We start from the raw sequence: 24,241 nt of genomic DNA, 5'->3' as shown, positions 1-24,241 counted from the left end.
TCTCCTACTCTATTTATATTCTTTATAAAAATCTACAAATCTATCAATAGCTTCTTCCAAAATACTTTTGCTAGTTGCAACATTTATTCTTACAAAGCCTTCATAATCATTAATAAATCTGCTTCCAGTCTCTAATAAAACTTTCTTTTCTTTTGCTAATTCTAAGATAAACTTATCCACATCATTAACCTTATCTAACTTAACCCATAGTAAATATCCCGATTCAGGCATCATTATCTCAACACCTTCTATATCGATCTTATTAATTACCATGTCCATATTTTCTTTTATGTTTTTTCTTAAAGCTTCAACCCATTGAAATCCAGTATTATAACATATAGTTAACACTTCAATCCCAAATCTATTTACATGAAGCTTTCTATTGTTAAACTCATTTTCTAAAATCAACTTCAATTCTGGATTACCACATAAAAATGTAGATATATTTAGACCTGCTATATTAAAAGTCTTATTAGGCGATGAAATAACAATTATATTATCATTTTCTTCTAGATATCCTGAAAGTGAATTAAATTTATTTTCACCTAAAACTAAATCACCATGTACTTCATCGCTTATAATTTTTATATTATTTTGTTCACATAAACTTACTAATTTATCTAATTCGTCTTTACTCCAACACCTTCCTGATGGATTGTGTGGATTGCAAAAAATAATACCATTTATATTATTTTTTTTAATAAATTCATTTAATTCTTTAAAGTCTATATAATATCTATCTTTATGAATTTTTAATTTATATTTATATAAATTCATATTATTATTTATTACTACGTCTTTAAAAGGTCCATATACTGGGGTAAAGATTAATAAGTTATCTTTTTTATTAAATATCTTTTCTACAATAAGATGCATTGATGATAATGCCCCTATAGATGGTACTATCCATTCCTTTTTTATACTGCATGAATAATTCTTTTTATACCACCAAATTACACTATCATAAAATGAATCTCTTACATCAAAATAACCAAAATCACCTTTTGTAATTAATTCATTTATAGGATTTATAATTTCCTCTGGTAATTTATAATCCATATCAGCAATAAACAAAGGATAGTTTTCTTCATCACTTATTTTAAATCTTTTATTAATGTACTCTCTACTCCATTTCTTAGAACCATTATCTTTTCTATCTAGTATATCTTCAAAGCTGTACATCATTCCCTCTTTTCTTCATACCTTTTAATAAATTCCTTTATTATATAATCCATTGCTATATGAAAGTTTAGTCTAGTATCAATATTGTTATCAAAGTCATGGGTGTATGCAGTATATACCACATACTTTGATAATTTTTCACTAGTAGAATTTCTAGATTCAGTTATTAATACAACATCTATGCCTCTCATATTAGTTTCCACTAATACTTCTAATAACTCTGGAGTTTCTCCGCCTCTTGATAGAACAAATACTAAGTCCTCATCTTTTTTTAATATTCTACTTGATAATCTCATAAACCTAGAATCATCGTGTTGTTCTGCTGGAATGCCTAGAAGCTGTAACTTAATTTGAAACATTTTACCTAAGTAATTGCTCATTCCCATTCCATATATAGTTATTCTTTTACATTTCAACATCTTACTCACAATTTCATCTATATTAGATTGTTTTACAAGCTTATAGGTATCAAGCATATTTTCTATAAACTCCTTGTCTTCCGGCATAAGTATGCTTTCATCTTCTTGCTTATCTTTTTCAAAATATTCATCTTTAAATTGTATAAAACTTTTATAGCCTAACTTTTTAGAAAGTCGGTGCACACTTGTACTACTTATATTAAATTCCTCTGAAATATTTATAATTGTAAAAGTATCATAAGTAAATTTACTCTTATTCTCTAATAATAACTGCAAAAGCTCTTTTTCTAATTTTGTTAAGTATTTTGCATTCACTGAAATTCTTTTATGTAGTTTCATGTGTGCGCCTCCTAAAACATTTTTATATTATTATGCCACTTCTTCTGCTCTATATTGCTTGTCTAAGGCTAACACAAATGGATAATATATTGCAAAGGCTGCTATAATTGCAACTACTTGAACAACTGCTCCTTGCCATCCACTTACTAAGAAACCACTAAATATTGGTGGTGTTGGCCATGGTGCTACTACTCCATTGAACGGGTTCATAAATCCTATTACTATTGCCCCATATGCTATAAGTACAGATACTATTGGTGCTAAAGTAAGTGGAATTAACATTAACGGATTCATAATTATTGGTAATCCAAATACTATTGGTTCATTTATGTTAAATACTGCTGGTACTGTGCTTAATTTACTTAACATCTTCATTCTTTGAGATTTAGCTACTACAAGCATTGCTAGCACAAGACCTATTGTCATACCTGCTCCACCTATAGTTGCAAATTGGTCAATCATTTGAATTGTACCTATGTTGGCATTTTCTAAAGTTAAAGCTCCTTGCTTAAATAATTCAAGATTTTCTACTGAGTTTGCATTTAATAATGGATTTACAATTGAGTTAACAACTGTTGGATGAATACCAAACCACCATAAGAATCCATTTAAACCTGCTACTATTGTTATTGCTATAGGAGATGCTGTTAATCCTTGTAATGGTACTTGTAAAATATCATAAATAAATTCATGCATTGATTTACCCATTGTAAGGAATATACCATTAACTAGTAATGCAAATGCAACTACAATTACGCCTGGAACTAATGAAAAGAATGATTTATATACCATTGGAGGTACATTCTCTGGTAACTTTATTACTAAATTCTTTTTAACAATAAATCTATATATCTCTGTGGACGTAATACTCATTATTATTGCTGTTATAACACCTTTTGTTCCAAGCCAAGCCATTGGTAAAACTTTATTTATGACTTCGCCTGATTCAGCTGTCACAAATTTGGGTGTAACAATTACGTATGCAACTATTGAAATTATCATAACTGGTAATGGGTCAACTTCATCGCTTTCTGCTAGCTTGTATGCTATTGTACCAGCTAATAATATACCCATCATATCAAAGGTTGCTCTATATGCTGGAGAAAGGAAACTATCCCACTCTGGCCCAAATATCTTTGCCATAAACTCCGGATATCCAGTAATAGGGAAATCAGTAATTAATAAAAATACTGATGCAATAATTGTAAGAGGCATTATCACCATAAAGCCTGACTTTAATGCTCTCATGTATCTAAGGGATGCAAATTTTGATACAACAGGAACCATTTTTTCTTCAATAAAATTAGATATAAAATTCATTAATCATTCCTCCTTTGTTATCTTAAATAACGTTTACAATACTTATTATATGGACTTTTTTACACAAATCCATTCCTAACTCCGGAAAATTTTCCACACCTACTACTTACATAAAACTTTTCTAAACAAAAAAAGAAACTGCTAAACAGTTTCTATTCTATATTATTTTAATTTATTATCTTTTCTTTTTTATTTTCTTCTCCTCTTTATCTTTTTGCTTCTTATATTTACATAGATGTGCTAGTGGACACACTTCACATTGTGGCCTTCTAGCTATACAACACCTTCTACCATGAAATATTAATAAGTGATGTGCTAATGACCATTCCTTTTTTGGTAATTCCTTTTGTAATTGTTTTTCAACTTCTAAAACATTATCAGAATCAGCCAATCCTAAAAGATTAGATACTCTAAAAACATGAGTATCTACAGCTATTGAAGGAACACCAAAAGCATTTGATAAAACTACATTTGCAGTTTTTCTTCCAGCTCCAGCAAGAGATGTTATTCCCTCCATAGTATTAGGAACTTCTCCATTATATTTTTCTTTAAGCTGATGGCACATCATTATTAAATTTTTAGCCTTACTTCTATAAAGTCCTATTTGCTTTATTCTTTCTTCAAGCTCTTCATTAGAAAGTGTTAAAAAAGCATCTAAATCCGGATAATCTCTAAATAGTGTTTCTGTAACTTCATTAACTTTTTTATCTGTAGTTTGAGCAGATAAAATTGTTGCTACTAATAACTGAAACGGAGTCTCATGATTAAGCTCACATTTTGCATCTGGATAAGTTTCTTTTAAAATTTCTAAAATTTCTTTTGTTTTTTTCTTCATCTATTTATAAACTCCTCTATATTCTTCAGGTAATAATTCAGCTATTGACCTCATCAGAATATACATGCACTTATTATCATATTCATGTTTATCTTCTTCCTTAATTCTTTTAGGTAATTCTACTGGCTTTCCAAACTTAACAGTAACATCTGCTTCATGCCAAGTTTCGCTGCCCATATTACCCCCTTCATCAATTGGAAGAAGCTTATCTGTTCCACTCATTCCGATAGGTACAATTTTAGCTTTAGTCATTCTTGCTAATAATAATATACCCTTTTTTCCTTCAATCATTGCACCTGTTCTACTTCTTGTTCCTTCTGGAAAAATCAATAAATTTTCTCCACTCTTAACTGTCTTAACCATTGTTGTTATTGCTTCTTTGTCTGCGGTATTAGGTTTAACAGGTATATTTTTTACCATTTTTGTTCCTACATTTGTAATAGGGTCATTTGTTAATTTAACTCCTGCAACAAAATATGGATCATACTTTTCCTTTAATAACTTATTTAAAACAATACCATCTGAATTACTTAAGTGATTACAAATAAATATAAATGGTCCCTCATATTGTTCTAGCTCTTCAAATCCCTCTATATGTAATCTTGCAAACTTTTTTAAATAATTATTAGTTATTTTCTTTGCTACTGTAACAACTAACCCTTCTGGTAATATTTTCAACACTTTAACTGTAAATGGTGATAACATACTTAACTTACACCTACCTTCTGTACTACTTTAAATCCTTTATACCTTTTTCTAATATTTCCATCAACAATAAGGTTTCTTCATCTTTAATCTTTTTAGGAGCTCTATTTACTATAGCTTCATATAAATCGTCATATACTCTACCATAATCACCACGAACAGATTTAACCTTTTCCTCATGAATCTCACCATTATCATCAATATAAGTTATATCCCCATAATGCATTAATGTATCAACTCCGAAGTCTTTGTTATCTGGCATATAGAATAACTTTAGATGTTCCTCTTGACGGTCTTTAGTTTGTTTTATAAAGCACCCTTTCTTTCCATACACTATAAAGCTAGGTCTTTCCTTTATTCTAAAATAACTTGATCTAACAGATACCTTTAAATTATCATAAAACATATCCACTTGGAAGTAATCATTCATTTTTCCTTCCCCTAGTAATTGTCTCACATCATAATTAATCTTATCCGGCTTTCCAAAATAACTAATTACTTGATCTATAGTATGACAGCCATGTCCATATAGAAAAGAATTATTAGCGCCTTTATATTTACTATGTTCTGGTACCTCTTGGCGATAATAATCAAAATTCATTTCAATTTCAAACAATTCTCCAAGTTTTCCTTCCTCTATTACTTTTTGAACTGTTAAAAAATCACTGTCAAAACGTCTATTCTGATAAGTTTGAACTATAAGTCCCTTTTCTTTTGCCAATTTAAATATTTCTTTTGCTTCCTCTGATGTCTTCATAAATGGTTTTTCGACTAAACAATGTTTATTGTTTTCCAAAACCATTTTTGCATACTCATAATGACTATCTTGATGGGTGCATACTACTACTAGATTAATTTCATCATCATTTAATAATTCATATATATCTGATGTGTATTTAACTCCTGGAATCTTGCTCCAAGTATCATGTTCTGGATTTCTCCTATATATAGTTTTAATTCTTATATTATCTCTTTCTAATACGAATGGAATATGATATCTATTAGTACTCTTTCCATTACCTATATAACCTATATTAAACATAAACTCCTCCTAATAAATTGTAACTTTTATCCACCGAAATATATTATATCACATATGAATTTCTTGAAGAACTTCTAGAATATATTTATGAAATGTTATTAAGAAATCAAAATTCTAAAAAAGACTTTTGGGATGTTATAAGAATTAATTCGACAGTTTCAAAACTTTGGATGTGAAATAATATTTATAAAAAGCCTTAGTATAGATGTATTTTTTTATTCATCTAATACTAAGGCTTAAATTATACTCTTTATTTAATATTTTTTTATTCTATTAATATATTCTTGTATATATGGAGAATCAGTTTTTATTGCACTAATATCTTTTCCACTATACATTTTCATCCTAATTAGAACATTTCTTTTTAGTACATTCTTACCTCTCCACCCACAAGATGTATTCTTTAATGTAGATTTAAATTCTCCATTTCCCATATTAACTATATTATCACTGTAATCTTTCTCCATAAATTCTAGTGGTTTAAACCCTTCTATCTGAGAAAATTTGATTTCTTTATTATATGGACATCTTAGTTGGCAACTATCGCACCCAAAAGTTCTTCCCTTCAAGGCCTTAATTTCCCACTCTTCTAGATCCTTTTTTTGAGTAATATAAGATAAACATATATTAGAATTTTTTTTATTAGGATTGATTGACTTTGTAGGACACTCTCCAAAACAAATAGCACATTCTCCACATTCTTTATATTTCATAAGTTCTTCAAAGTTACCATTATCATCATCATACATCTCTAAATCTGTAATTATCTCTCCCAAAAATACATAAGAACCATATTCTTTAGTAATTAACATATTGTTCTTTCCTATAAAACCTACACCAGCTAAATAAGCTATATATCTTTCAGGTAAGGTATTGCTATCTACAAAGGATATAGCCTTTCCGCCCCTTAATATTATAAATTCACATATTTTATCTAGGTAGTCCTTTAATACCCTGTGATAATCATTACCTCTAGTATATAATGAAAATCCATTATCAAAATGTTCTTGGTCATGAAGATAAGGGAAAGCTATAGAAATTATAGTCTTTCCCTCTTCCATATAATGATTTGGATTTATTCTTTTTTGAATATCTTCCTCTTCAAACTCATTTTGTACATTTAATTTTTTTCTATTTTCATAGAAATCTTCAAGCTCATTAAATTCTCTGCACTTTATAAAACCAATGTTGGTTAATCCTAAACTGTTGCAGTATGACAAAACTTCTTCCTTTAAACTCATTTTTTATATCACCATATCATTAAATATTTTTTTCTTTGCTCCCCTAAAATCACTTATTTCAATAATAGTAGCACTAGTTCTAATAATATTTTTTGCCGGAATCCCTACTGCTGTTGCTCCTTCTGGAACATCTTTAACAACTACAGCATTAGCTCCTATCTTTGCATTATCTCCAACTTTTATAGGTCCTAATACTTTAGCCCCTGCTCCTATTACCACTCCATTACCTATGGTAGGATGCCTTTTTCCTTTATCTTTTCCTGTTCCTCCAAGTGTTACACCATGATAGATTAAAACATCGTCACCAATCTCTGCTGTTTCTCCAATAACAACACCCATTCCGTGATCTATGCATAATCCCTTTCCTATTGTAGCACCTGGATGAATCTCTATTCCAGTAAAGAATCTAGCTATTTGCGATATTAATCTAGCTAAGAAAAACCATTTATGCTTATATAAAAAATGTGATAATCTATGAGCAATCTCTACATGAATACATGGATACAATAATAATACTTCTAATTTGCTTCTTGCTGCTGGATCATTTTCTACAATTCTGCCTAAGTTATAATTTAAAGTTTTGAACATTGCCACAACTCCTTTGCTTCTATTTTCTAGTCATATAAACCCATTGATATATATTTTTCTCCTCCATCTGGAGCAATAGCAAGAATCTTCTTGCCCTTTCCTACCTTCTTAGCTAACTCTAATGCTGCAAACACTGCTGCTCCTGATGATATTCCTATTAATACACCTTCTTGTGCAGCAAATTCCTTTGCAGTTTTAAATGCATCTTCATCTGTCACTTGTACTACTTCATCTATAATTGAACTATCATAGTTTCCTGGAATAAATCCTGCCCCTATACCTTGTATCTTATGTGGTCCTGGATTTCCTCCACTTAAAACTGGAGATTTAGATGGTTCAACTGCAACTACCTTTACTCCACTTATTTTTTCCTTTAAGTTTTTTCCAACACCTGTTACAGTTCCACCTGTTCCAACTCCTGAAATAAAGTAATCTAAATCATTTATATCTTCAAATATTTCTTCTGCTGTTGTAGCATAGTGCTTTTCTGGATTTGCTATATTTTCGAATTGTTGCGGAATAAAGTATCCACCTTGTTTTTCATATTCTAGGGCCTTTTCTATAGCACCCTTCATTCCCTTGCTACCTTCTGTTAATACAAGCTCTGCTCCATATGCCTTGATTAAATCTCTTCTTTCTTTGCTCATTGTTTCAGGCATAATTATTATAACCTTATATCCCTTTAATTTTCCTATCATAGCTAAACCTATTCCAGTATTCCCACTTGTTGGTTCAACTATTGTTACTCCTGGTTTTAATAGTCCTTCTTTTTCAGCTTTTTCAATCATTCCTAAAGCAGCTCTATCCTTAACGCTACCACCTGGATTAAATTTTTCTAGCTTTACATATACCTCTGCACTATTTTCATCCACTAAACTATTCACCTTAAGCACTGGTGTTTTTCCTACTAATTCTAATATTCCATTATAAATCATGTTTAAAAACCTCCCAAAATTTATTGTATTAATAACTTTATTTTGCCTAGGGTGAAAGCTATCCCGGAATGTTTAGCTAAAACTTTCATCCTAATTTTTTATAAATAAAAAAACCCCGACTCTATTAATTATAGAGACGAAGTAAAATTCGCGGTTCCACTCTAATTGGATTATAAAAATCCCACTCTTTTATCAGGTACGTGCACATACCGTATCACTATAACGGGTGAACCCGGATAATCTTACTACTATTTCAGACCTCAACTCCAAAGGGCACTTCACAATTAATATGGATGAAAAGTTCTCAACTACCTTTTCTCTCTGTAAACCTCATAAAAGCTACTTTCCTTCTTCACTGTTTTTAATTCAGAGTATTTTGCTATGCTTTATAATCTTATTATATGCTTTATCCTAAAATTGTCAACAGTTTTTTATTTTTTTCTTTATACAATAAAAAGAGAAATTGCAAAACAATTTCTCTTCTAAACTTATTCATTACTTAGTTGATTTGTTCTTCTTTTTCCATAATGGATAGAATTCTTCATCTATTATATCGTGAATTAATACTATACCAATTAACCTATTATCTTCATCTACAACAGCTGTTGATAATAAATCGTACTTAGCCGCCTTATCTATTACTTCTTCTATAGATTCGGTATGCTTAACTGTGGTAATATTTTCTTCCATAAGTTCTGAAAGCTTTTTCTTACCATCGCTTAATAATAGATCTCTTAATATTACTAATCCTTTAATTTTATCCTCTTCATCAGTTACATAAATATAATACATAACTTCTTCATCAGGTTGCATTTCCTTAAGTATTTCAACTGTTTCTTCTACAGTAACATTTAATCCAAAAGAAATAAATTCTTTTGTCATTATACTACCCACTGTTTCATCTTCATATTTTAAAAGTTCTTGTACTTCTTCTGCATCCTCATGCTCCAAGTTTACTAAAACTTTTTCTTTTTCTTCTTCGTCTAGTTCATCTAATAAATCGGCTATTTCATCATTACCCATATTTTCTAGTAATTCAGCCGTTTTTACTTCTGATAAATCCTTAATTATGCTTCCTTTATATTCGTCTTCAATTTCTTCGAAAGTTTCAGCAGCTAAATCTTCATCTAAGGATTCAAATAATGCTCTTCTTGAACTTTCGTCTAGATCTTCTAATATATCAGCTAAATCAGCTGGATGTAAGGCTGTTAATTTCTTATAAGACTTTGATAACTGCAAATTATTATTAACCATCTCTATAGACTCAACATCATCCCACATTAATATTTTATCTTCATAATCTTTCTTTAGGAACTTATATAACACCTTACCAACACCACTCATGCCCATTCTTCTGAATTTAGCTAACGGTCCTGTTTCTACAGCTACAACTCTATACTCTCCAGCAATTTCAGCCATTCTCATATCATTAACTCTAACAACCTGTTTACCATTAATATCTACTATATTCTTATCTAATAAATTCCTAGATAATAAATAAGTATAAGTTCTAGCTAATATTTCTCTACTACCTACTGTCTTGATAACAATTCTTCCATTATCATCGTAGACACCTATGCTCTTAAACTCATAGTTAAATGTGGAACCATCTTTTTTCACCTTATATCCGATTACTCTTGGATATCCCTCATCAGTAGTTACATAAATATCTTTTAGGGAACCTAAAACATCATTAAATTCATCATAGATATTTTTTCCTAGTATCTGTGAATATAGAAAAACTGATAGTCTTTTCATAACGCTTCCTCCTTATTATCTAGAGGAAGAACATTATAAATTTATAAATAATGTAGAGCTTCCTCTAGTTTTACTCTTATTCAGTTTTGGCAATGACCTATGCTGAGGCCCACCCTCCATTATTTACACCACCTTTTATGTTTAAAAATTCCAAATATAGTTATACTCAAAAATAGCTGACAATAGTTGTCAGCACTTATCCTTCAATATTTATTATATTATATGCCCTCTAAAAGTAAACAACTTTTTCCCATTTGTAAATGAAAAATGTCTATGTTAATATAAGTAGACAAGAATTAGTGGAAACCTCTTGGAATAATTTATCTGAATTGGAGTTTTTAAGATGAAATTAGCTAAAGATTTTTTACCTATTTGTAAAGAAGATTTATTAAAAAGAAATATAGAACAATTAGACTTTATTATAGTTACAGGAGATGCTTATGTAGACCATCCATCTTTTGGTACAGCAATTATTGGACGTACTTTAGAGTCACAAGGATTTAAAGTTGGTGTTATTGCTCAACCAAATTGGAACAATGCAGACGACTTTAAAAAACTTGGTAAGCCTAAGTATGCCTTCCTTGTTAACTCTGGAAATATAGATTCTATGGTTAACCATTATACAGCTGCTAAGAAGAAAAGACATGACGATTTTTACTCTCCTGGTGGTAAAAGTGGATACAGACCAGATAGAGCTGTAATAGTTTATTGTAATAGAGTAAGAGAAGCCTATAAAGATGTACCAATAGTTATTGGAGGTATAGAGGCAAGCTTAAGAAGATTTGCTCATTATGACTACTGGGACAATAAAGTTAGAAGAAGTATTTTAGTTGATTCTAAAGCAGACCTTTTAATATATGGTATGGGTGAAAAAACTATTGTTCAAATAGCTGAAATGTTTAAATATGGTGCTAGTGCAAATAGTTTAACAGGAATTAGAGGGACTTGTTATTTAACAAAGGATATATCAGGATTAGATAAATATATAACTGTTCCTTCTTTTGAGGAAGTATCTTCAGATACAACTGCTTATGGTGATGCCTTTAAAGTTGAATACTATGAACAAGACCCTATTAGAGGAAAAGGAATAATACAAAAACATGGTGATAGATATTTAGTTCAAAATCCACCTCAAGTTCCTTTAACTAATGAGGAAATGAACTTTACATATGATTTACCTTTTATGAGAACCTATCACCCTTCTTATGAAAAACTAGGGGGAATCCCAGCTATACAAGAAGTTAAGTTTTCTATCACAAGTCATAGAGGATGTTATGGTTCATGTTCATTCTGTGCTTTAACTTTCCACCAAGGTAGAATAATCCAAACTAGGGACGGGGATTCAATTGTTGATGAAGCAAAACTTCTTACAACTTTACCTGACTTTAAGGGATATATTCATGATGTTGGTGGACCAACAGCTGACTTTAGACACAGAGCTTGTAATGTTCAAAAAGAGCATGGTGCTTGCAAACATAAACAGTGTATGTTCCCAAAACCATGTAAAAATCTTATTATAGACCACAAAGAATACTTATCTGTTTTAAGAAGAGTTAGATCTATAAAAGGAATTAAAAAAGTATTTGTTCGTTCAGGTTTAAGATATGATTACATGATTCATGATAAAGACGATACATTCTTCAAGGAATTATGTGAACATCATATAAGCGGACAATTGAAGGTTGCTCCTGAGCATGTTACTCCTAGAGTTTTAGCTCAAATGGGTAAACCAACAAGAGAAGTATATGATAGATTTGTTAATAAATACTTTGATATAAATAAGAAGCTAGGTAAGAAGCAATATTTAGTTCCTTACTTAATGTCTTCTCACCCTGGATCAGATTTAAATGCTGCAATTGAGTTAGCTCAATATGTTAAAAGCATGGGATATACACCTGAGCAAGTTCAAGATTTCTACCCTACACCAGGTAGCTTATCTACAACAATATACTATATTGGATATAATCCATTAACAGGAGAAAAGGTATATACTCCAAAAACTCAAGAAGAAAAAAATATGCAAAGAGCTCTAATTCAATTTGGAGTTCCTAAGAACTATGAAATAGTTAAAAAAGCTTTAATTAAAGCTGGTAGAGAAGATTTAATTGGTAGTGGAAAAGATTGCTTAATACCTGCAAATCCACCAAGAAATAATAGTGGAAAAAAAGTAAAATCTAACACTTCTAAAAAAACACAAAATAATACTAGAAGTAATGAAGATGCTCCTAAAAGAAAATCAAATCATAGTAAATCTTCTAGAAAGAAAAGAAATAGGTAATAAATAATTAATAAGGAAGAGAAATTGCTTTGCAATTTCTCTTTAATTCTATAAAAATAAAAAACTTTGCAAAAGCAAAGTTTTAACCGAAATTATTCATTATTTATCACTTTTTAAATGTATTTATTGCAAATCCCATTATCATAAGAAATATTCCATCACCAAAAATGGGATATGGAAATAATCTTAATCCTCCTAAATACAATACATTCTCTAATATCACCACTAATGATGCAATTATTAAATATATCATACCTTTTTTATTGTTATGGGGTTTATCTAAAAAATATACACAATAAATTAAAAGACTCCCAATAATCACTAATGAACCTAAAAATAATGCTGTTTCGTTATATATCTTTATTACATATCCATAAATGGGATTAAAGACAACCTTCCCCTTCATAGTAAACATTGTTGCCCCATATAAAATAACTAATACTAATGCAATAATGTAGTTGATGTTAAAACTCAACTTATCCCATCTTAAATATACATATGCTAAAGCTAAAATCATTAATGGTATTGCAAGATGATTTAAAAATAGCAATGACTTTAACATATATACAAATCTACCATCTTTCATTATGCATAACAAAAATAATCCTATGTATCTTAAGACAAAAAGACTCATTACCACCATCATATATGCTTTTATCTTCTTGGGAGAAACCTTCAAATTCTTTTTCATCAAGAAAATAAGCAAAAAAATTATAAGTAACAAGAAAATATAATAGGCTAAATTCACTCCGAACACTCCTAACTTACTCTACTGTTACTTATAATTATTAAAAAATATACTATTTTATTCCTAAAACTTTCATTCCACCTTTTATACATCTAATTCTTAGTGGAAAATCCGGTCCCTTTTCTCCATCGATATCAACAACAATATCTTCCTCTGACTCTATTAAGATATCATCAGTTTTAAAATATATTACTTTATCTGAATCTAAATGCTCTCCCTTAAGTATCTTTATAAATAAAGGTAATATCTCTATTATTGGTACTGCCTTTATCATAATAACATCAAGATATCCATCATTAACATCAGCTCTAGTTGCTAACTTAAAGTTTCCTGCTGTCTGTCCATTAAAAACAAGTATTAAATACATTTCACCATCAAAATCTACTTCCTTAGATTTTAAGTGAACTTTTAATCTTCTAAAATTAGGAATTTCCTCTATACCCTTAAGATAATAGGCAAGTTTCCCTATTGTATTTTTTAAGTTCAAGTCAGTTTTTTGAGATACATCTGTAAATAATCCTGAGCTCGCTACATTTATAAAGTACTTATCATTTATTTTTCCTATATCAACCGCTTTAGGCTCAGATTGAAGTATTTGCTTACATGCCTTTGCAACATCTGAAGGAATACCTATAAACTTACCAAAATCATTTGCCGTACCAACTGGTAGTATTCCTATTGGCAAATCAATTCCTCTGTTCATCATTGCATTAACTACTGAGTCTACTGTACCGTCACCACCAGCAACTAATACATACTTATAATCTTTATCTATAATGTCAAAAGCCTCATCAATATCCCTATCTTTTTGTATTCTATATGGAACTACTTGATATCCTTTTTCTTGATGCAACTTCATTACTTTATCTAATTCATGTAATATAATATTTTCACCTGAGTATGGGTTATATATGAACCTAACCTTTTTCATAATATACCTCCGCTCTAATAATACTACAGAGGATTATATCACCAATACCAAATATTGTCGAGAAACTCCTCTTTAAGTTAATAAAAATTTAAGATTACTATAACTACATTAAGATTATCTTAAATGTATATTTTCTCTTATATTATATTAATTTATATGATATAATTATTCATTGTAAACAAAAGTAATTTTAGGAGTGATTATATGAGAAAAAGCTGTATTCCTAACATATTTACTTTCATTAACTTGTCATGTGGTGTATTTTCACTACTTTCAACTTTTGAAAAACAATATGTTTTAGCAAGTATTTTCATACTTATAGCAGGTTTAGTTGATAGGTACGATGGAAGAGTTGCTAGATTTCTACAAGTATCAAGCGACCTAGGAAAAGAACTAGATTCATTAGCTGATTTAGTATCTTTTGGTGTAGCTCCATCTGTATTAATATATATATTATTTAATTTAAATACTTTTGGGCCAAAGGGAATTTTAGGAATAATACTTTTAGTTGCTTTCCCAATCTGTGGCGCATATAGATTAGCAAGATATAATACATCTTCATTTGATGGTGTTTTTACAGGTGTTCCTATAACAATTACAGGTTGCTTCCTTGCTGCATTCGCTTTAATTGCAAACTATGCAAACGCACCAGTATTTTTAGCTATTATTTTTATGATTTTAGGTGCTTACTTAATGGTTAGCAAAATACATCTTAAAAAGATTTAATTTAAAATTTTTAATTAATATTAAATAAAGAATTCTGTTCTACAGAATTCTTTATTTACGTCTAATTGTGGTAGTCTATATCATCATGTATTTCTGTTAATATACTCTCTTTTTGTGTATTAGCAACTATAACTTCATTTTTTAGTGAGCAATATTTTACATAAGAACCTTCACATTTTTTTATTGTCTTTAATAAATCATCTATAAGCTCCCCAACATCATCTATTCTTTCTAAAGCATGCTTTATTTCACTCTTTTTTATTACTGATGTAGCATGCAAATCTACTGTACTACTTATTAGTAGCCTATATATTTCTATATAATTTCTTAACATAGTACTCATATTATTTAAATCTTCATAGTGACTTCTTATTAAATTATCATATCCCATTATTTAACTCCTAATCATTTATATATTAAAATATATTCTATGAATTCATTTTAATGTATATATAAAAAGGTGCCTCAAATTTATATATTTGAAACACCTCTCTAAATTTAACTATTAACTTTCTACAACTTTTTCTTCTTCTTCTTCAGAAATTTCTATTACTTCTGCTTCATCATCTTCTATTATTTCTACATCTTCAATTATGTCTTCACTTCTTGTTTCTTCTTGTTCACTTGAAGAGTATTCTTCATCTGCCTCTTCTACAATACTCTCCTCAGTACTATCTTCAGTTTCTTCTTCTCCCCTCATTTCTCCTACAGGTTCTTCTATAACCTCTTCTTCTTTCATGTCTATATCAGAATCATTTTCTTCTCTTTCACTTACTACATTTACTTCTTTATCTTCAACTACTTCATTACCTTCAGTTGAATCCATTACTTCTCTTTTTTCTTCTTCCTCACTTGCTTCTACATCTATAGACCTAAATAAGTTCTCTTCAAATTCTAAATCATCTTTTTCTACTACTGGATAAAAATATTTATCTGGTAAATTATAATACATCATTCTCCTCCTAGGAATTACTTAACTTTACAATAAGGTTTGAAGTAGGACTTTGGATAATTACATAAAGGACAATTCTTAGGTGCTTCTGTTCCTTCATGTATATAACCGCAGTTCATACATTGCCATAATGAAGGACCTATACTCTTAAACATCTCGTCCTCTTTTATCTTATCTGCTAACTTTATAAATCTTTCTTCATGGGCTTCTTCCACCTCTTGAAGCTCTTTATAAAAATCTGCGATATCATAAAAGCCTTCTTTTCTAGCTACATTTTCAAAATCTTTATAAGTTCTATTTGCTTCTTGTGCTTCACCTTTTGCAGCATCCCTTAGGTTAGCTTCTGTATTATTTATTTTACAAAGATACTTTTTTAACACTTCTCTAGCATGAGCTTTTTCATTTCCTGCAGTTTCTTCAAATATCTCTGCTACCCATCTATATCCTTCTTTTCTTGCCTGTTCAGCATACAGTGAGTATTTTGTATTTGCTCTTGATTCTCCTGCAAATGTTTTATAAAGGTTTTTTTCTGTTTCACTACCTTTAAGATTCATTTTATTCTCCTAAGTATTTATTACTCATCTATAAATTATTCATATCTCTATCTATTTGTTACTCTCTGTTACTGTTATCTTTTTATCCACATCACAATTAATATAGAATTCCTTATTGTCTTTATTTTTAGTCAACAATCTAACCTTATATCCCCATAGCTGTTGAACATACTTTAATGTTTCTTTTGCATAAGTTGCCTCTAGCTCTCTTCCATCATATACATGTTCTAAGGTTAAGGTAAGGTCTCTTGTATTTAAATCTATCACTCTTATATACGGGATTGATCCTAATCCAGCTGTAAAGGCTAAGTTATCCCTAATTTCTTTCCAACCATCTTCATCTGATACTTCTTCTATAACATAATCAAAACTTTTTTTACCATATTGGAACAGGTTTAACTCCTCACATAATTCTTGTGTTAGATATCTTCTTATAAATGAAGCGTCTCTTTCCATGGATCTAACTTCAAATATCTTATCTCTTCCATACCTTTTTTCTATATCTTCAAACATTTTAAAGCCTACATAGTATGGATTTAATCCTCCTAACATAGGAGCAACCACATCATTATGCCTTTTCAAAAACTCAAAGTGTAAGCCCTCAGGTAAATCTAAACTTTTTAAAATATTATAATGCCAATAGCTTGCCCAACCTTCATTCATAGTCTTAGTTTCTATTTGTGGCATAAAATATTCAGTTTCTCTTTTGACTATTCTAACAATATCCCTTTCCCATTCTTCTAATTTTCCATATTTAATAATAAACCCTACAACATCATCATAAGGCTCTAAAGGAATCTTATCTAAAATAGGTTCTTCTATTACCATATCCATATCAAGTATACTTTTATTTTCAATAGCCTTTTTATAATCCTCTATTCTATTCTTTCGTATTTCCTCATCTGTCATTTCTTTTCTTCCAATTACTCTACCTATGTTATATCTTATTGCATGAGCAGCATCTAAAATTCTTTCTACTTTTTCATACCCTATTCCTGGAGCATTAATATATTCTCTAATAATTTCTCCATCAAGCTTAAACATCTCTAATGCTAATTTAGCTCTAGTTCCCTCTTTAAAAAGTCTATTATTTTTAAAAAAGTCATTATGACCATATACATGTGCCATAGTTAGTATTTGTAAGGGAAGAGTATTTTCTCTCATTAAGTATGCTAAGCAGGGATTAGAGTTAATTACCATCTCATATGGTAAACCCGTTAAATCAAAGGAATATAGTGTTTTATTCTTTTCATAAGACTTACCAAAACTCCAATGAGGGTACCTAGAAGGCATACCTACGTATGCCTCATATCCTAACATTTCATTAAACCCTATAATTTCAAATTCTTGAGGATAGAAATTTAAGCCAAGCTCCTTAGCCTTACTTTCTATAGCCTCATTCCATTCCATTAAATCTTTTAAAACATATTCCAAACCTACTCCTCCTTTAGTTCCTTACTAAGCATTAACTTTAACGCCTCCCATAAGTCCTTTTTTTCTTTAACTATTACAGGTATAAAATTTTCTTCATTTATTTCTTTTAAAAACCTATAATACATAGTTGTAGAGTAGGTAGAAGGTAATAGTTCTGCATATCCAAACATATTGCTTACTGAACATAATTCTTTTACTGCTTTCATTGCTCTTTCATTATCTTCTGTCCAGTTATCCCCATCTGACGCATAAACAGGGTAAATGTTCCACACCTCTGGTGGATATTTTTCTTTTATTAAATCTAAAGCCAGTCTTACCCCACTAGATATATAGGTTCCACCAGATTCTGCTTTGTGGAAAAACTCATATTCATCTACCCTCTTTGCTACAGTTGTATGAGAGATAAATTCAAAAGCAATATTATTGTACTTACGCCTTAAGAATTTAGATAATACAAAGAAAAAAGATCTAGCCAAATATTTTTTAGTACTATCCATAGATCCTGATACATCCATGATAAATATCATAACTGCGTTACTTTCTCTTTTAGGCTTTTTCTTTACTCTGTAATACCTTAAATCCTCTTCTCTAAAGGGGAATCTCTCTATATCTGTTTCTATCCCCTCTTCTGCTAATGCTCTCTTTTTCCCCTGCTTTCTAGCAATTTTAGACATAACAGTCCTCTTTTTTGCTAAACGCGGATTGATTCCATATCTCTGATACCCCTTCTTTTTACCTGAACTTTCAGTAACAATCTCAGAATACTTTTTCTTATCTAAATTTGGCAAATCTAGGTCTTCAGTAATATAATCTAGAAGTTCCTCTAATGTTATTTCCGTTTCATATATGTCTTCTCCTTCTCTATTACCTGCTCCACCTTTTCCATTTGCTCCTTGTGGTTTTCCACTACCTATTTTATCGCCCCTTTTTTCTTCTCCCGTACCAGAGGCTACCCCCTTTGAGTTCTTTCCGTAAACAAATTGATATTCTTTTATTCCTCTAATTGGAATCTTAAACTTTTTATTCTTACCTTCCCCTATAATACTTTCTTCTGATAAAATATCTCCTAAGTTTTCTTTTATAGACTTTTCTACTAGCTGCCTATGTCTTCTTCTATCTTCTATGGACCTATCGTGTTCTACTGCATTCTCACTATTATCTCTAAAGATTGCCATCTAGTTTCAATCCTTCCACAAATTATTTGCAGCATACTTTAAGATAACATCACAACAATGCATACAATATCCATTATTCTTCATTTCCTCTACCATTGCATTGTACTTTTCTGCTTGTTCTTTATCTCTTACCCTAGATTTAGTTATTATTCTTGAAAGGTCCTTTACTGATGCTATAAGTTTCTTTTCTATAGCCTCTTTTAATGGTTCATAGGATGTGTAATCTATCTTTGCCCCACTTCTTACTAAATAGAACATATATGAGGTTACATCTGCTCTAAATCCCTTACTAGAAGATTCTGAAACCCCTATTTGCTCCTCAATATTTCTCATAAACTCTTCATCTGGATTTAATTCTTCACCAGTAGAAGTATCTTTTATTTTGCTCTTGTTAACAAAAGCTTCTGCATTATCTATATAATTATTAAAAAGACTTTCAGCTTGTTCTCTAAATGAATGAATAAAGGCCTTTGTAATTTCCTTCTCTAACATCTTGTTATATTCTTTCCTAATAGTGTCTTGTATAAATCCTAGATATTTCTTCTTATCATCAGCTCCAATATCCATTTCCTTAATTGATTTTATTATACTTTCCATTATACTTAATGGATTGATGCAGTCACATTCTGAGCTTGATAATGCATTATCTATTGCTTTTATAATAAATCTAGTTGATATGCCCTTCATTCCCTCATAAGTTCCTGATTCTTCTCTAAGCTCCATAATATCTATTCTCTTAGTTGTTCCCTTTTCTACAATTTCTTCGCCATTATAGATTTTTAACTTTGTCATAGGATCAACTTTAGTTGATGGAGAAAGTCTCGAAAGAATTGCAAACATAGCAGCAACCTCGATTGTATGTGGAGCTATATGTGCTTTAAAATTACTCTTTTTAATTATCTTTTGATAAATCTTCATTTCCTCGTCTAACTCTAAGCAATATGGAACCTCTATTTTTACTATTCTATCTAATATAGCTTCATTGGTATGGTCTGATTTAAATTTATTCCATTCTGCTTCATTTGAATGGGCAATTATAAGTCCATCAAAATAAATCATTGATCCTTTTCCTGGAGATGGCACAGATTTTTCTTGAGTAGCAGTAATTATTGTATGAAGATATTCAACATCATTTTTAAATACCTCTATAAATTCAACAAGACCTCTATTACCAACATTAAAGGCCCCATTTAAAGAAAAAATTCTTGGATCATCCTCAGGATACATGTCCATTTTAGAAATATCTATTGAACCTGTTAATATAGATGTATCCTGATTGTTAGGATCTACTGGTGGTACTACTCCAATACCCTTTCTTGATCTTATTGAGAAAGTCTTTGTTTCCACAGGAAACTCTTCATACTTTCCATTGTAATCATGCATTAACCTATATCTACATACAGGACATAAATCTCCTTCTATTTGTACTCCTAATAGTTCTTCAAATTTTGGTCTTAAATGTTTAGGAATTAAATGTAGTGGTTCTTCATGCATCGGACAACCCTTAAGAGCATATATGGGATCAGCTTCTTCCAATGCCTTCTTTAAGCTTTCAACTAAAGATGATTTTCCAGCTCCAACAGGCCCAACTAAATAAAGAACTTGCCTAGATTCTTCTCCCTTCATAGATGCAGAATTGAAGTAATTAACAAGTTTCATAATAACCTTGTCTATTCCATAAAAATCATTCTTAAAAAAATCATATTTTCTTATAGTTTCATTACCATATATCTTTTTAACCCTGGGATTCTCTTCAGCTTTTAGTAATTCAACCCCTTTGCCTACTATAATGTCATACATTCTTTTATGTGCTAGTTTAGCAATATCAGGATTTGACTTTACAATTTCAAGATAATCCAAAAAATTCCCTTCAAATTTCTGCTTGTTTCTAGCCTCTCTATCGCTTTCTATAAATTCTTTGAAGTTCATATGCACTCCCTCCTTTTACTTAAAATATATTCACCAAAAGTTATAGAGTATTCCTATCAAAGAATTTTTAATGAATAATCAGACTATTAATATAACTTTTTTCACAAATAATTTATTTCTAAATGAAAACTAATTTACCTTTATACACTTACATTAAACACCTCTACTTGAGTAAATATGTAAATTAGTATACTAAAACCGTAAAAGGATATATATTCATGGTTTATTCTTTCGCTACATGGACAACATAAGATTGTACAATATTTGTACAATTTTTTTAAATATAAGGAGGTAGACAGGTATGTCTTCAAACAATAGCGGTAATAGAAATTTAGTTCCAGAAGCTAAAAAAGGATTAAATACTTTTAGAAATGAAGTAGCTTCAAGTTTTGGATTACAAGACTATGAAAATACTGACAAGGGTAACCTAACTTCTAAACAAAATGGAAGTGTCGGTGGAGAAATGGTTAAGAGAATGGTTCAACAATACGAAAATTCACTTAAATAATATAACAAAAAAAAAGGTAGGGAGGATATTTATTTTGTTTGTTCCGTGGCAAGTTCCAAGTCACATCAAAACAAATATCCCCCCACTCCTACTAGATGTAATCAAAAAGAGAAGTTGTTTACCAACTTCTCTCCTATTTATTCATTAGATAGTAATTTCAGAATTTCATCTCCATACTTCTCTGCTTTCTTCTCACCAACACCTCTAACTTGGAGTAATTCTTCAATACTCTTTGGTAATCGATTTACAATTGATATAAGTGATGAGTCTGAAAAAATAATGTATGGTTTAATATTTTCTTTAATAGCCTTACTTTTTCTCCAAAGCTTTAATTTATGGAATAATTCTTCATCTATAGGCTTTTCATCTTCTTTTACTAATAAGTACATGTCTGCTTTACCTAAAAGTATATCCATAGATTTATTATTTAACTTTAACATAGAATATGTTCCTTCCTTTAAGCTAACATATCCCTGTGTAAGCATTTCATTAATTATAGCTTTTATAAATGATGAACTATAGTCCTTCATTAACGAAAAAGTTGTTATTTTGTCTAAGTTTTTCTCTATTATTTTAGGTCCTTTTATACCTCTTAAAATATCAATTAATACTGATATACCGTAACTTTCACGGGTTCTATATACAGTTGACAAAATAATTTGTCCTTCCCTAGTAAAGTCCCTTACTTCATCATTTCCCAGGCAATTACTACAATTTCCACAATAATTTCTAGACCATTCCTTATTAAAATACTTTAATAAAAATGCTCTATAACAACCATCTTCTTCACAAAAGTCTATCATAGACTGAAGTTTTCTTAAGGCAATTTCTTTACGTTTAAACCCACTACTTTTATTTAATATAAACTCTACTCTTCGTATATCATCTCTATTATAAAAAAGATAACACTTACAAGGTTCACCATCTCTTCCACCTCTACCAATTTCTTGATAATAAGATTCAAGATTTTTAGGAATTGTACAATGAACTATGTATCTTACATTTGATTTATCTATTCCCATACCAAATGCATTAGTAGCTACCATAATATTTGTTCTTTCAAATAAAAAATCATCTTGAGCTTTTTCCTTATCATAATCTTCTAACCCTCCATGATACATTGATACATTATACCCATACTCCCTTAAATAAGTATATAAATTTTCCACTTCTTTTCTAGACAAACAGTATATTATTCCAGATTCATATTCATGCTCTCTTATAATATCCTTAATTCCTTCTAACTTATCCTCTTCTTTGAAAATATTAATAGAAAGATTTTCTCTATTTATATCTCCTACATATTTTATTGGATTTCTTAGTCCTAAAAGATTCATAGAATCCTCTTTAACTTCATCTGTAGCAGTACCTGTAAATGCAGATATAACTGGCCTATTAGGTAATAAATCTACAAAAGGTTTTATATATCTATAACTAACTCTAAAATCATGTCCCCATTCTGAAACACAGTGCGCTTCATCTACTGCCACCTGTGAAATATGCAAATTTCTTATCATTTGAACAAAAACTTTAGACTCTAATCTCTCTGGTGCAATATATATTAATTTATATAAACCTAAAGATGCATCCTTAAGTATATCCTTTATTTCCTCCATACTTTGAGTGCTATTTATATATGTAGCACTAATACCATTCTCCTTAAGGGAGTCTACTTGATCCTTCATTAAGGATATTAAAGGAGATATTACTAAGGTAACACCATTCATTATTAAGGCTGGTATTTGATAACAAATTGACTTACCAGCACCTGTTGGCATTATACAAAAAACATCCTTCTTAGATAGAATATTAAAAATTATGTTCATTTGCCCTGGTCTAAAGCTATTATATCCATAAAATTTTTTTAATGCATATAAAGCTGTATCTTTGATATTCAAATACTCACCCCTTTCTATATTTCTTTACTATTGTCCATTTTACAATATTTTAATCAATAAAAAAAGAGAACAAAACCTTTCTAACTGTTGATATCTTTAAAAATGTATAAGCTATTATTCCTCCACCTATACAGCTAATACAAAATGGTATAACATAAGCAAATAGTGCAACTTCTTTACCTAAGATTAAAGTTGAAATGGGATATGCAACTAAAGCCCCTATAAAGCCTGTCCCAATTATTTCTCCTAATAATCCTGCTTCTATATTTTTAAACTTTTTATATAAAACTCCTGATAAAAATGCTCCTATCATACTTCCTGGAAAAGCTAAAAGGCTTCCTGTACCTAAAATATTTCTAAGTGTAGAAGCTATAAATGCATTTCCCACAGCGTATCCTGGACCTAATGTAACAGCTGTAACTACATTTATAAAATGTTGTACTGGGGACATTCTTGCTCCAAATATAGGAATTGAAAATGTGCCAAATATAGTTGCTATTGCTATAAGTACACCACTTAATGCTAATTTTTTTGATAATCCCTTTTTCTCCATATTTACCTCCAATTCATTAAAAAAGCGTAGCCTAATAGGGCTACGCAAATAAACTTTTATATTTTTAATTTATCACTTCCCTACGATGGTTCTAACCATATCAGGTTCAAGGGTTTAGGAATTTTCTTTCCATTCTCAGCCAAAGTACTAGCTCCCCTAGTAAATTTATGTAATTTTTACTTTTATCTTAC

General features: G+C 30.0%; 23 protein-coding genes, 1 riboswitch and 1 other annotated feature. Of the genes, 3 read left to right on the top strand and 20 right to left on the bottom strand.

Going from position 1 to position 24,241, the window contains the following annotated elements; all coding sequences use genetic code 11:
- Nucleotides 1–9: 9 nt before the first annotated feature.
- From I4V16_RS06465 to I4V16_RS06420, 10 genes are all read right to left on the bottom strand, one after another.
- Nucleotides 10–1,182 (bottom strand): aminotransferase class I/II-fold pyridoxal phosphate-dependent enzyme, encoded by a 1,173-nt coding sequence (locus tag I4V16_RS06465; RefSeq protein ID WP_195966591.1) that lies wholly within the window; start codon nt 1,180–1,182, stop codon nt 10–12.
- Nucleotides 1,182–1,940 (bottom strand): MurR/RpiR family transcriptional regulator, encoded by a 759-nt coding sequence (locus tag I4V16_RS06460; protein WP_099328970.1) that lies wholly within the window; start codon nt 1,938–1,940, stop codon nt 1,182–1,184. Before I4V16_RS06460 ends, I4V16_RS06465 begins: the two co-directional genes overlap by 1 nt.
- 30 nt (nt 1,941–1,970) lie before the next feature.
- A complete protein-coding gene (locus I4V16_RS06455) occupies nt 1,971–3,260 on the bottom strand; it encodes a PTS sugar transporter subunit IIC (protein ID WP_099328969.1) in 1,290 nt (429 codons plus the stop codon).
- Nucleotides 3,261–3,435: 175 nt separating this feature from the next.
- Nucleotides 3,436–4,095, bottom strand: coding sequence for an endonuclease III (nth, locus tag I4V16_RS06450; RefSeq protein WP_099328968.1), 660 nt, complete (start codon nt 4,093–4,095; stop codon nt 3,436–3,438).
- On the bottom strand, nt 4,096–4,800 hold the full coding sequence (locus tag I4V16_RS06445; protein WP_195542048.1) for a lysophospholipid acyltransferase family protein: 705 nt from the start codon (nt 4,798–4,800) through the stop codon (nt 4,096–4,098).
- 25 nt (nt 4,801–4,825) lie between these two features.
- Nucleotides 4,826–5,842 carry an oxidoreductase gene (locus tag I4V16_RS06440; RefSeq protein ID WP_099328966.1) on the bottom strand — a complete coding sequence of 339 codons (1,017 nt, stop codon included), beginning with the start codon at nt 5,840–5,842 and terminating at the stop codon, nt 4,826–4,828.
- A 254-nt stretch (nt 5,843–6,096) separates the two neighbouring features.
- Nucleotides 6,097–7,083, bottom strand: coding sequence for a tRNA epoxyqueuosine(34) reductase QueG (queG, locus tag I4V16_RS06435; protein ID WP_099328965.1), 987 nt, complete (start codon nt 7,081–7,083; stop codon nt 6,097–6,099).
- 3 nt (nt 7,084–7,086) lie between these two features.
- The gene (gene epsC, locus I4V16_RS06430) at nt 7,087–7,671 is read right to left on the bottom strand and encodes a serine O-acetyltransferase EpsC (protein ID WP_049178941.1); all 585 of its coding nucleotides are present in this window, start codon (nt 7,669–7,671) and stop codon (nt 7,087–7,089) included.
- Between the two features lie 26 nt (nt 7,672–7,697).
- Complete coding sequence (cysK, locus tag I4V16_RS06425; protein ID WP_099328963.1) at nt 7,698–8,606, bottom strand: cysteine synthase A; 909 nt, start codon at nt 8,604–8,606, stop codon at nt 7,698–7,700.
- A gap of 129 nt (nt 8,607–8,735) precedes the next feature.
- Nucleotides 8,736–8,971: a binding site (T-box leader), on the bottom strand.
- Nucleotides 8,972–9,101: 130 nt separating this feature from the next.
- Complete coding sequence (locus I4V16_RS06420) at nt 9,102–10,364, bottom strand: CBS domain-containing protein (protein ID WP_049178943.1); 1,263 nt, start codon at nt 10,362–10,364, stop codon at nt 9,102–9,104.
- A 343-nt stretch (nt 10,365–10,707) separates the two neighbouring features.
- Between I4V16_RS06420 and I4V16_RS06415 the strand changes: the two genes are divergently transcribed.
- Complete coding sequence (locus I4V16_RS06415) at nt 10,708–12,642, top strand: YgiQ family radical SAM protein (RefSeq protein ID WP_049178944.1); 1,935 nt, start codon at nt 10,708–10,710, stop codon at nt 12,640–12,642.
- 106 nt (nt 12,643–12,748) lie between these two features.
- Here the strand turns inward: I4V16_RS06415 and I4V16_RS06410 are convergent, their stop codons facing one another.
- Together I4V16_RS06410 and I4V16_RS06405 are read right to left on the bottom strand one after the other, a co-directional pair.
- Complete coding sequence (locus tag I4V16_RS06410) at nt 12,749–13,276, bottom strand: hypothetical protein (protein ID WP_243275733.1); 528 nt, start codon at nt 13,274–13,276, stop codon at nt 12,749–12,751.
- A 166-nt stretch (nt 13,277–13,442) separates the two neighbouring features.
- Nucleotides 13,443–14,321, bottom strand: coding sequence for a YegS/Rv2252/BmrU family lipid kinase (locus tag I4V16_RS06405; protein WP_049178946.1), 879 nt, complete (start codon nt 14,319–14,321; stop codon nt 13,443–13,445).
- A gap of 204 nt (nt 14,322–14,525) precedes the next feature.
- Between I4V16_RS06405 and pssA the strand changes: the two genes are divergently transcribed.
- A complete protein-coding gene (pssA, locus tag I4V16_RS06400) occupies nt 14,526–15,047 on the top strand; it encodes a CDP-diacylglycerol--serine O-phosphatidyltransferase (protein ID WP_049178947.1) in 522 nt (173 codons plus the stop codon).
- Nucleotides 15,048–15,108: 61 nt separating this feature from the next.
- Here the strand turns inward: pssA and I4V16_RS06395 are convergent, their stop codons facing one another.
- From I4V16_RS06395 to I4V16_RS06370, 6 genes are all read right to left on the bottom strand, one after another.
- The gene (locus I4V16_RS06395; RefSeq protein WP_049178948.1) at nt 15,109–15,438 is read right to left on the bottom strand and encodes a hypothetical protein; all 330 of its coding nucleotides are present in this window, start codon (nt 15,436–15,438) and stop codon (nt 15,109–15,111) included.
- 114 nt (nt 15,439–15,552) lie between these two features.
- On the bottom strand, nt 15,553–15,999 hold the full coding sequence (locus I4V16_RS06390) for a hypothetical protein (RefSeq protein ID WP_111937317.1): 447 nt from the start codon (nt 15,997–15,999) through the stop codon (nt 15,553–15,555).
- A gap of 17 nt (nt 16,000–16,016) precedes the next feature.
- The gene (locus tag I4V16_RS06385) at nt 16,017–16,553 is read right to left on the bottom strand and encodes a rubrerythrin family protein (RefSeq protein WP_049178950.1); all 537 of its coding nucleotides are present in this window, start codon (nt 16,551–16,553) and stop codon (nt 16,017–16,019) included.
- A 51-nt stretch (nt 16,554–16,604) separates the two neighbouring features.
- A complete protein-coding gene (locus I4V16_RS06380) occupies nt 16,605–17,987 on the bottom strand; it encodes a SpoVR family protein (RefSeq protein WP_049178951.1) in 1,383 nt (460 codons plus the stop codon).
- A 2-nt stretch (nt 17,988–17,989) separates the two neighbouring features.
- On the bottom strand, nt 17,990–19,162 hold the full coding sequence (gene yhbH, locus I4V16_RS06375) for a sporulation protein YhbH (protein WP_049178952.1): 1,173 nt from the start codon (nt 19,160–19,162) through the stop codon (nt 17,990–17,992).
- Between the two features lie 6 nt (nt 19,163–19,168).
- Nucleotides 19,169–21,091, bottom strand: coding sequence for a PrkA family serine protein kinase (locus I4V16_RS06370; protein ID WP_049178953.1), 1,923 nt, complete (start codon nt 21,089–21,091; stop codon nt 19,169–19,171).
- Nucleotides 21,092–21,392: 301 nt separating this feature from the next.
- On the opposite strand from I4V16_RS06370, the gene I4V16_RS06365 reads away from it, so the two are divergent.
- Nucleotides 21,393–21,599: an alpha/beta-type small acid-soluble spore protein gene (locus I4V16_RS06365; protein WP_027098779.1), complete on the top strand. Its 207-nt coding sequence runs from the start codon at nt 21,393–21,395 to the stop codon at nt 21,597–21,599.
- A gap of 137 nt (nt 21,600–21,736) precedes the next feature.
- Here the strand turns inward: I4V16_RS06365 and recQ are convergent, their stop codons facing one another.
- Together recQ and thiW are read right to left on the bottom strand one after the other, a co-directional pair.
- The gene (recQ, locus tag I4V16_RS06360) at nt 21,737–23,497 is read right to left on the bottom strand and encodes a DNA helicase RecQ (protein WP_049178954.1); all 1,761 of its coding nucleotides are present in this window, start codon (nt 23,495–23,497) and stop codon (nt 21,737–21,739) included.
- A 49-nt stretch (nt 23,498–23,546) separates the two neighbouring features.
- The gene (gene thiW / locus I4V16_RS06355) at nt 23,547–24,050 is read right to left on the bottom strand and encodes an energy coupling factor transporter S component ThiW (RefSeq protein ID WP_099328960.1); all 504 of its coding nucleotides are present in this window, start codon (nt 24,048–24,050) and stop codon (nt 23,547–23,549) included.
- 60 nt (nt 24,051–24,110) lie between these two features.
- Nucleotides 24,111–24,218: riboswitch (TPP riboswitch) on the bottom strand.
- Nucleotides 24,219–24,241 lie beyond the last annotated feature (23 nt).

Origin of the sequence: Clostridium sp. 1001283B150210_160208_E6, from assembly GCF_015669365.1 — a bacterium.
GTDB classification, from domain to species: Bacteria; Bacillota; Clostridia; order Clostridiales; family Clostridiaceae; genus Clostridium; species Clostridium paraputrificum.
This window is presented reverse-complemented; position numbering and strand designations above follow the sequence as displayed.

What these genes read in the sequence shown, in the direction of transcription:
- I4V16_RS06465 (WP_195966591.1), bottom strand. Translation starts at nt 1,182, where the DNA reads ATGTACAGCTTTGAAGATATACTAGATAGAAAAGATAATGGTTCTAAG.
- thiW (WP_099328960.1), bottom strand. Translation starts at nt 24,050, where the DNA reads ATGGAGAAAAAGGGATTATCAAAAAAATTAGCATTAAGTGGTGTACTT.
- I4V16_RS06395 (WP_049178948.1), bottom strand. Translation starts at nt 15,438, where the DNA reads ATGGGATATGATAATTTAATAAGAAGTCACTATGAAGATTTAAATAAT.
- pssA (WP_049178947.1), top strand. Translation starts at nt 14,526, where the DNA reads ATGAGAAAAAGCTGTATTCCTAACATATTTACTTTCATTAACTTGTCA.
- I4V16_RS06415 (WP_049178944.1), top strand. Translation starts at nt 10,708, where the DNA reads ATGAAATTAGCTAAAGATTTTTTACCTATTTGTAAAGAAGATTTATTA.
- nth (WP_099328968.1), bottom strand. Translation starts at nt 4,095, where the DNA reads ATGAAGAAAAAAACAAAAGAAATTTTAGAAATTTTAAAAGAAACTTAT.
- I4V16_RS06365 (WP_027098779.1), top strand. Translation starts at nt 21,393, where the DNA reads ATGTCTTCAAACAATAGCGGTAATAGAAATTTAGTTCCAGAAGCTAAA.
- I4V16_RS06385 (WP_049178950.1), bottom strand. Translation starts at nt 16,553, where the DNA reads ATGAATCTTAAAGGTAGTGAAACAGAAAAAAACCTTTATAAAACATTT.
- epsC (WP_049178941.1), bottom strand. Translation starts at nt 7,671, where the DNA reads ATGTTCAAAACTTTAAATTATAACTTAGGCAGAATTGTAGAAAATGAT.
- I4V16_RS06455 (WP_099328969.1), bottom strand. Translation starts at nt 3,260, where the DNA reads ATGAATTTTATATCTAATTTTATTGAAGAAAAAATGGTTCCTGTTGTA.
- queG (WP_099328965.1), bottom strand. Translation starts at nt 7,083, where the DNA reads ATGAGTTTAAAGGAAGAAGTTTTGTCATACTGCAACAGTTTAGGATTA.
- I4V16_RS06445 (WP_195542048.1), bottom strand. Translation starts at nt 4,800, where the DNA reads ATGTTATCACCATTTACAGTTAAAGTGTTGAAAATATTACCAGAAGGG.
- cysK (WP_099328963.1), bottom strand. Translation starts at nt 8,606, where the DNA reads ATGATTTATAATGGAATATTAGAATTAGTAGGAAAAACACCAGTGCTT.
- I4V16_RS06420 (WP_049178943.1), bottom strand. Translation starts at nt 10,364, where the DNA reads ATGAAAAGACTATCAGTTTTTCTATATTCACAGATACTAGGAAAAAAT.
- I4V16_RS06405 (WP_049178946.1), bottom strand. Translation starts at nt 14,321, where the DNA reads ATGAAAAAGGTTAGGTTCATATATAACCCATACTCAGGTGAAAATATT.
- I4V16_RS06410 (WP_243275733.1), bottom strand. Translation starts at nt 13,276, where the DNA reads ATGAGTCTTTTTGTCTTAAGATACATAGGATTATTTTTGTTATGCATA.
- I4V16_RS06370 (WP_049178953.1), bottom strand. Translation starts at nt 21,091, where the DNA reads ATGAACTTCAAAGAATTTATAGAAAGCGATAGAGAGGCTAGAAACAAG.
- I4V16_RS06460 (WP_099328970.1), bottom strand. Translation starts at nt 1,940, where the DNA reads ATGAAACTACATAAAAGAATTTCAGTGAATGCAAAATACTTAACAAAA.
- I4V16_RS06440 (WP_099328966.1), bottom strand. Translation starts at nt 5,842, where the DNA reads ATGTTTAATATAGGTTATATAGGTAATGGAAAGAGTACTAATAGATAT.
- I4V16_RS06390 (WP_111937317.1), bottom strand. Translation starts at nt 15,999, where the DNA reads ATGTATTATAATTTACCAGATAAATATTTTTATCCAGTAGTAGAAAAA.
- yhbH (WP_049178952.1), bottom strand. Translation starts at nt 19,162, where the DNA reads ATGGCAATCTTTAGAGATAATAGTGAGAATGCAGTAGAACACGATAGG.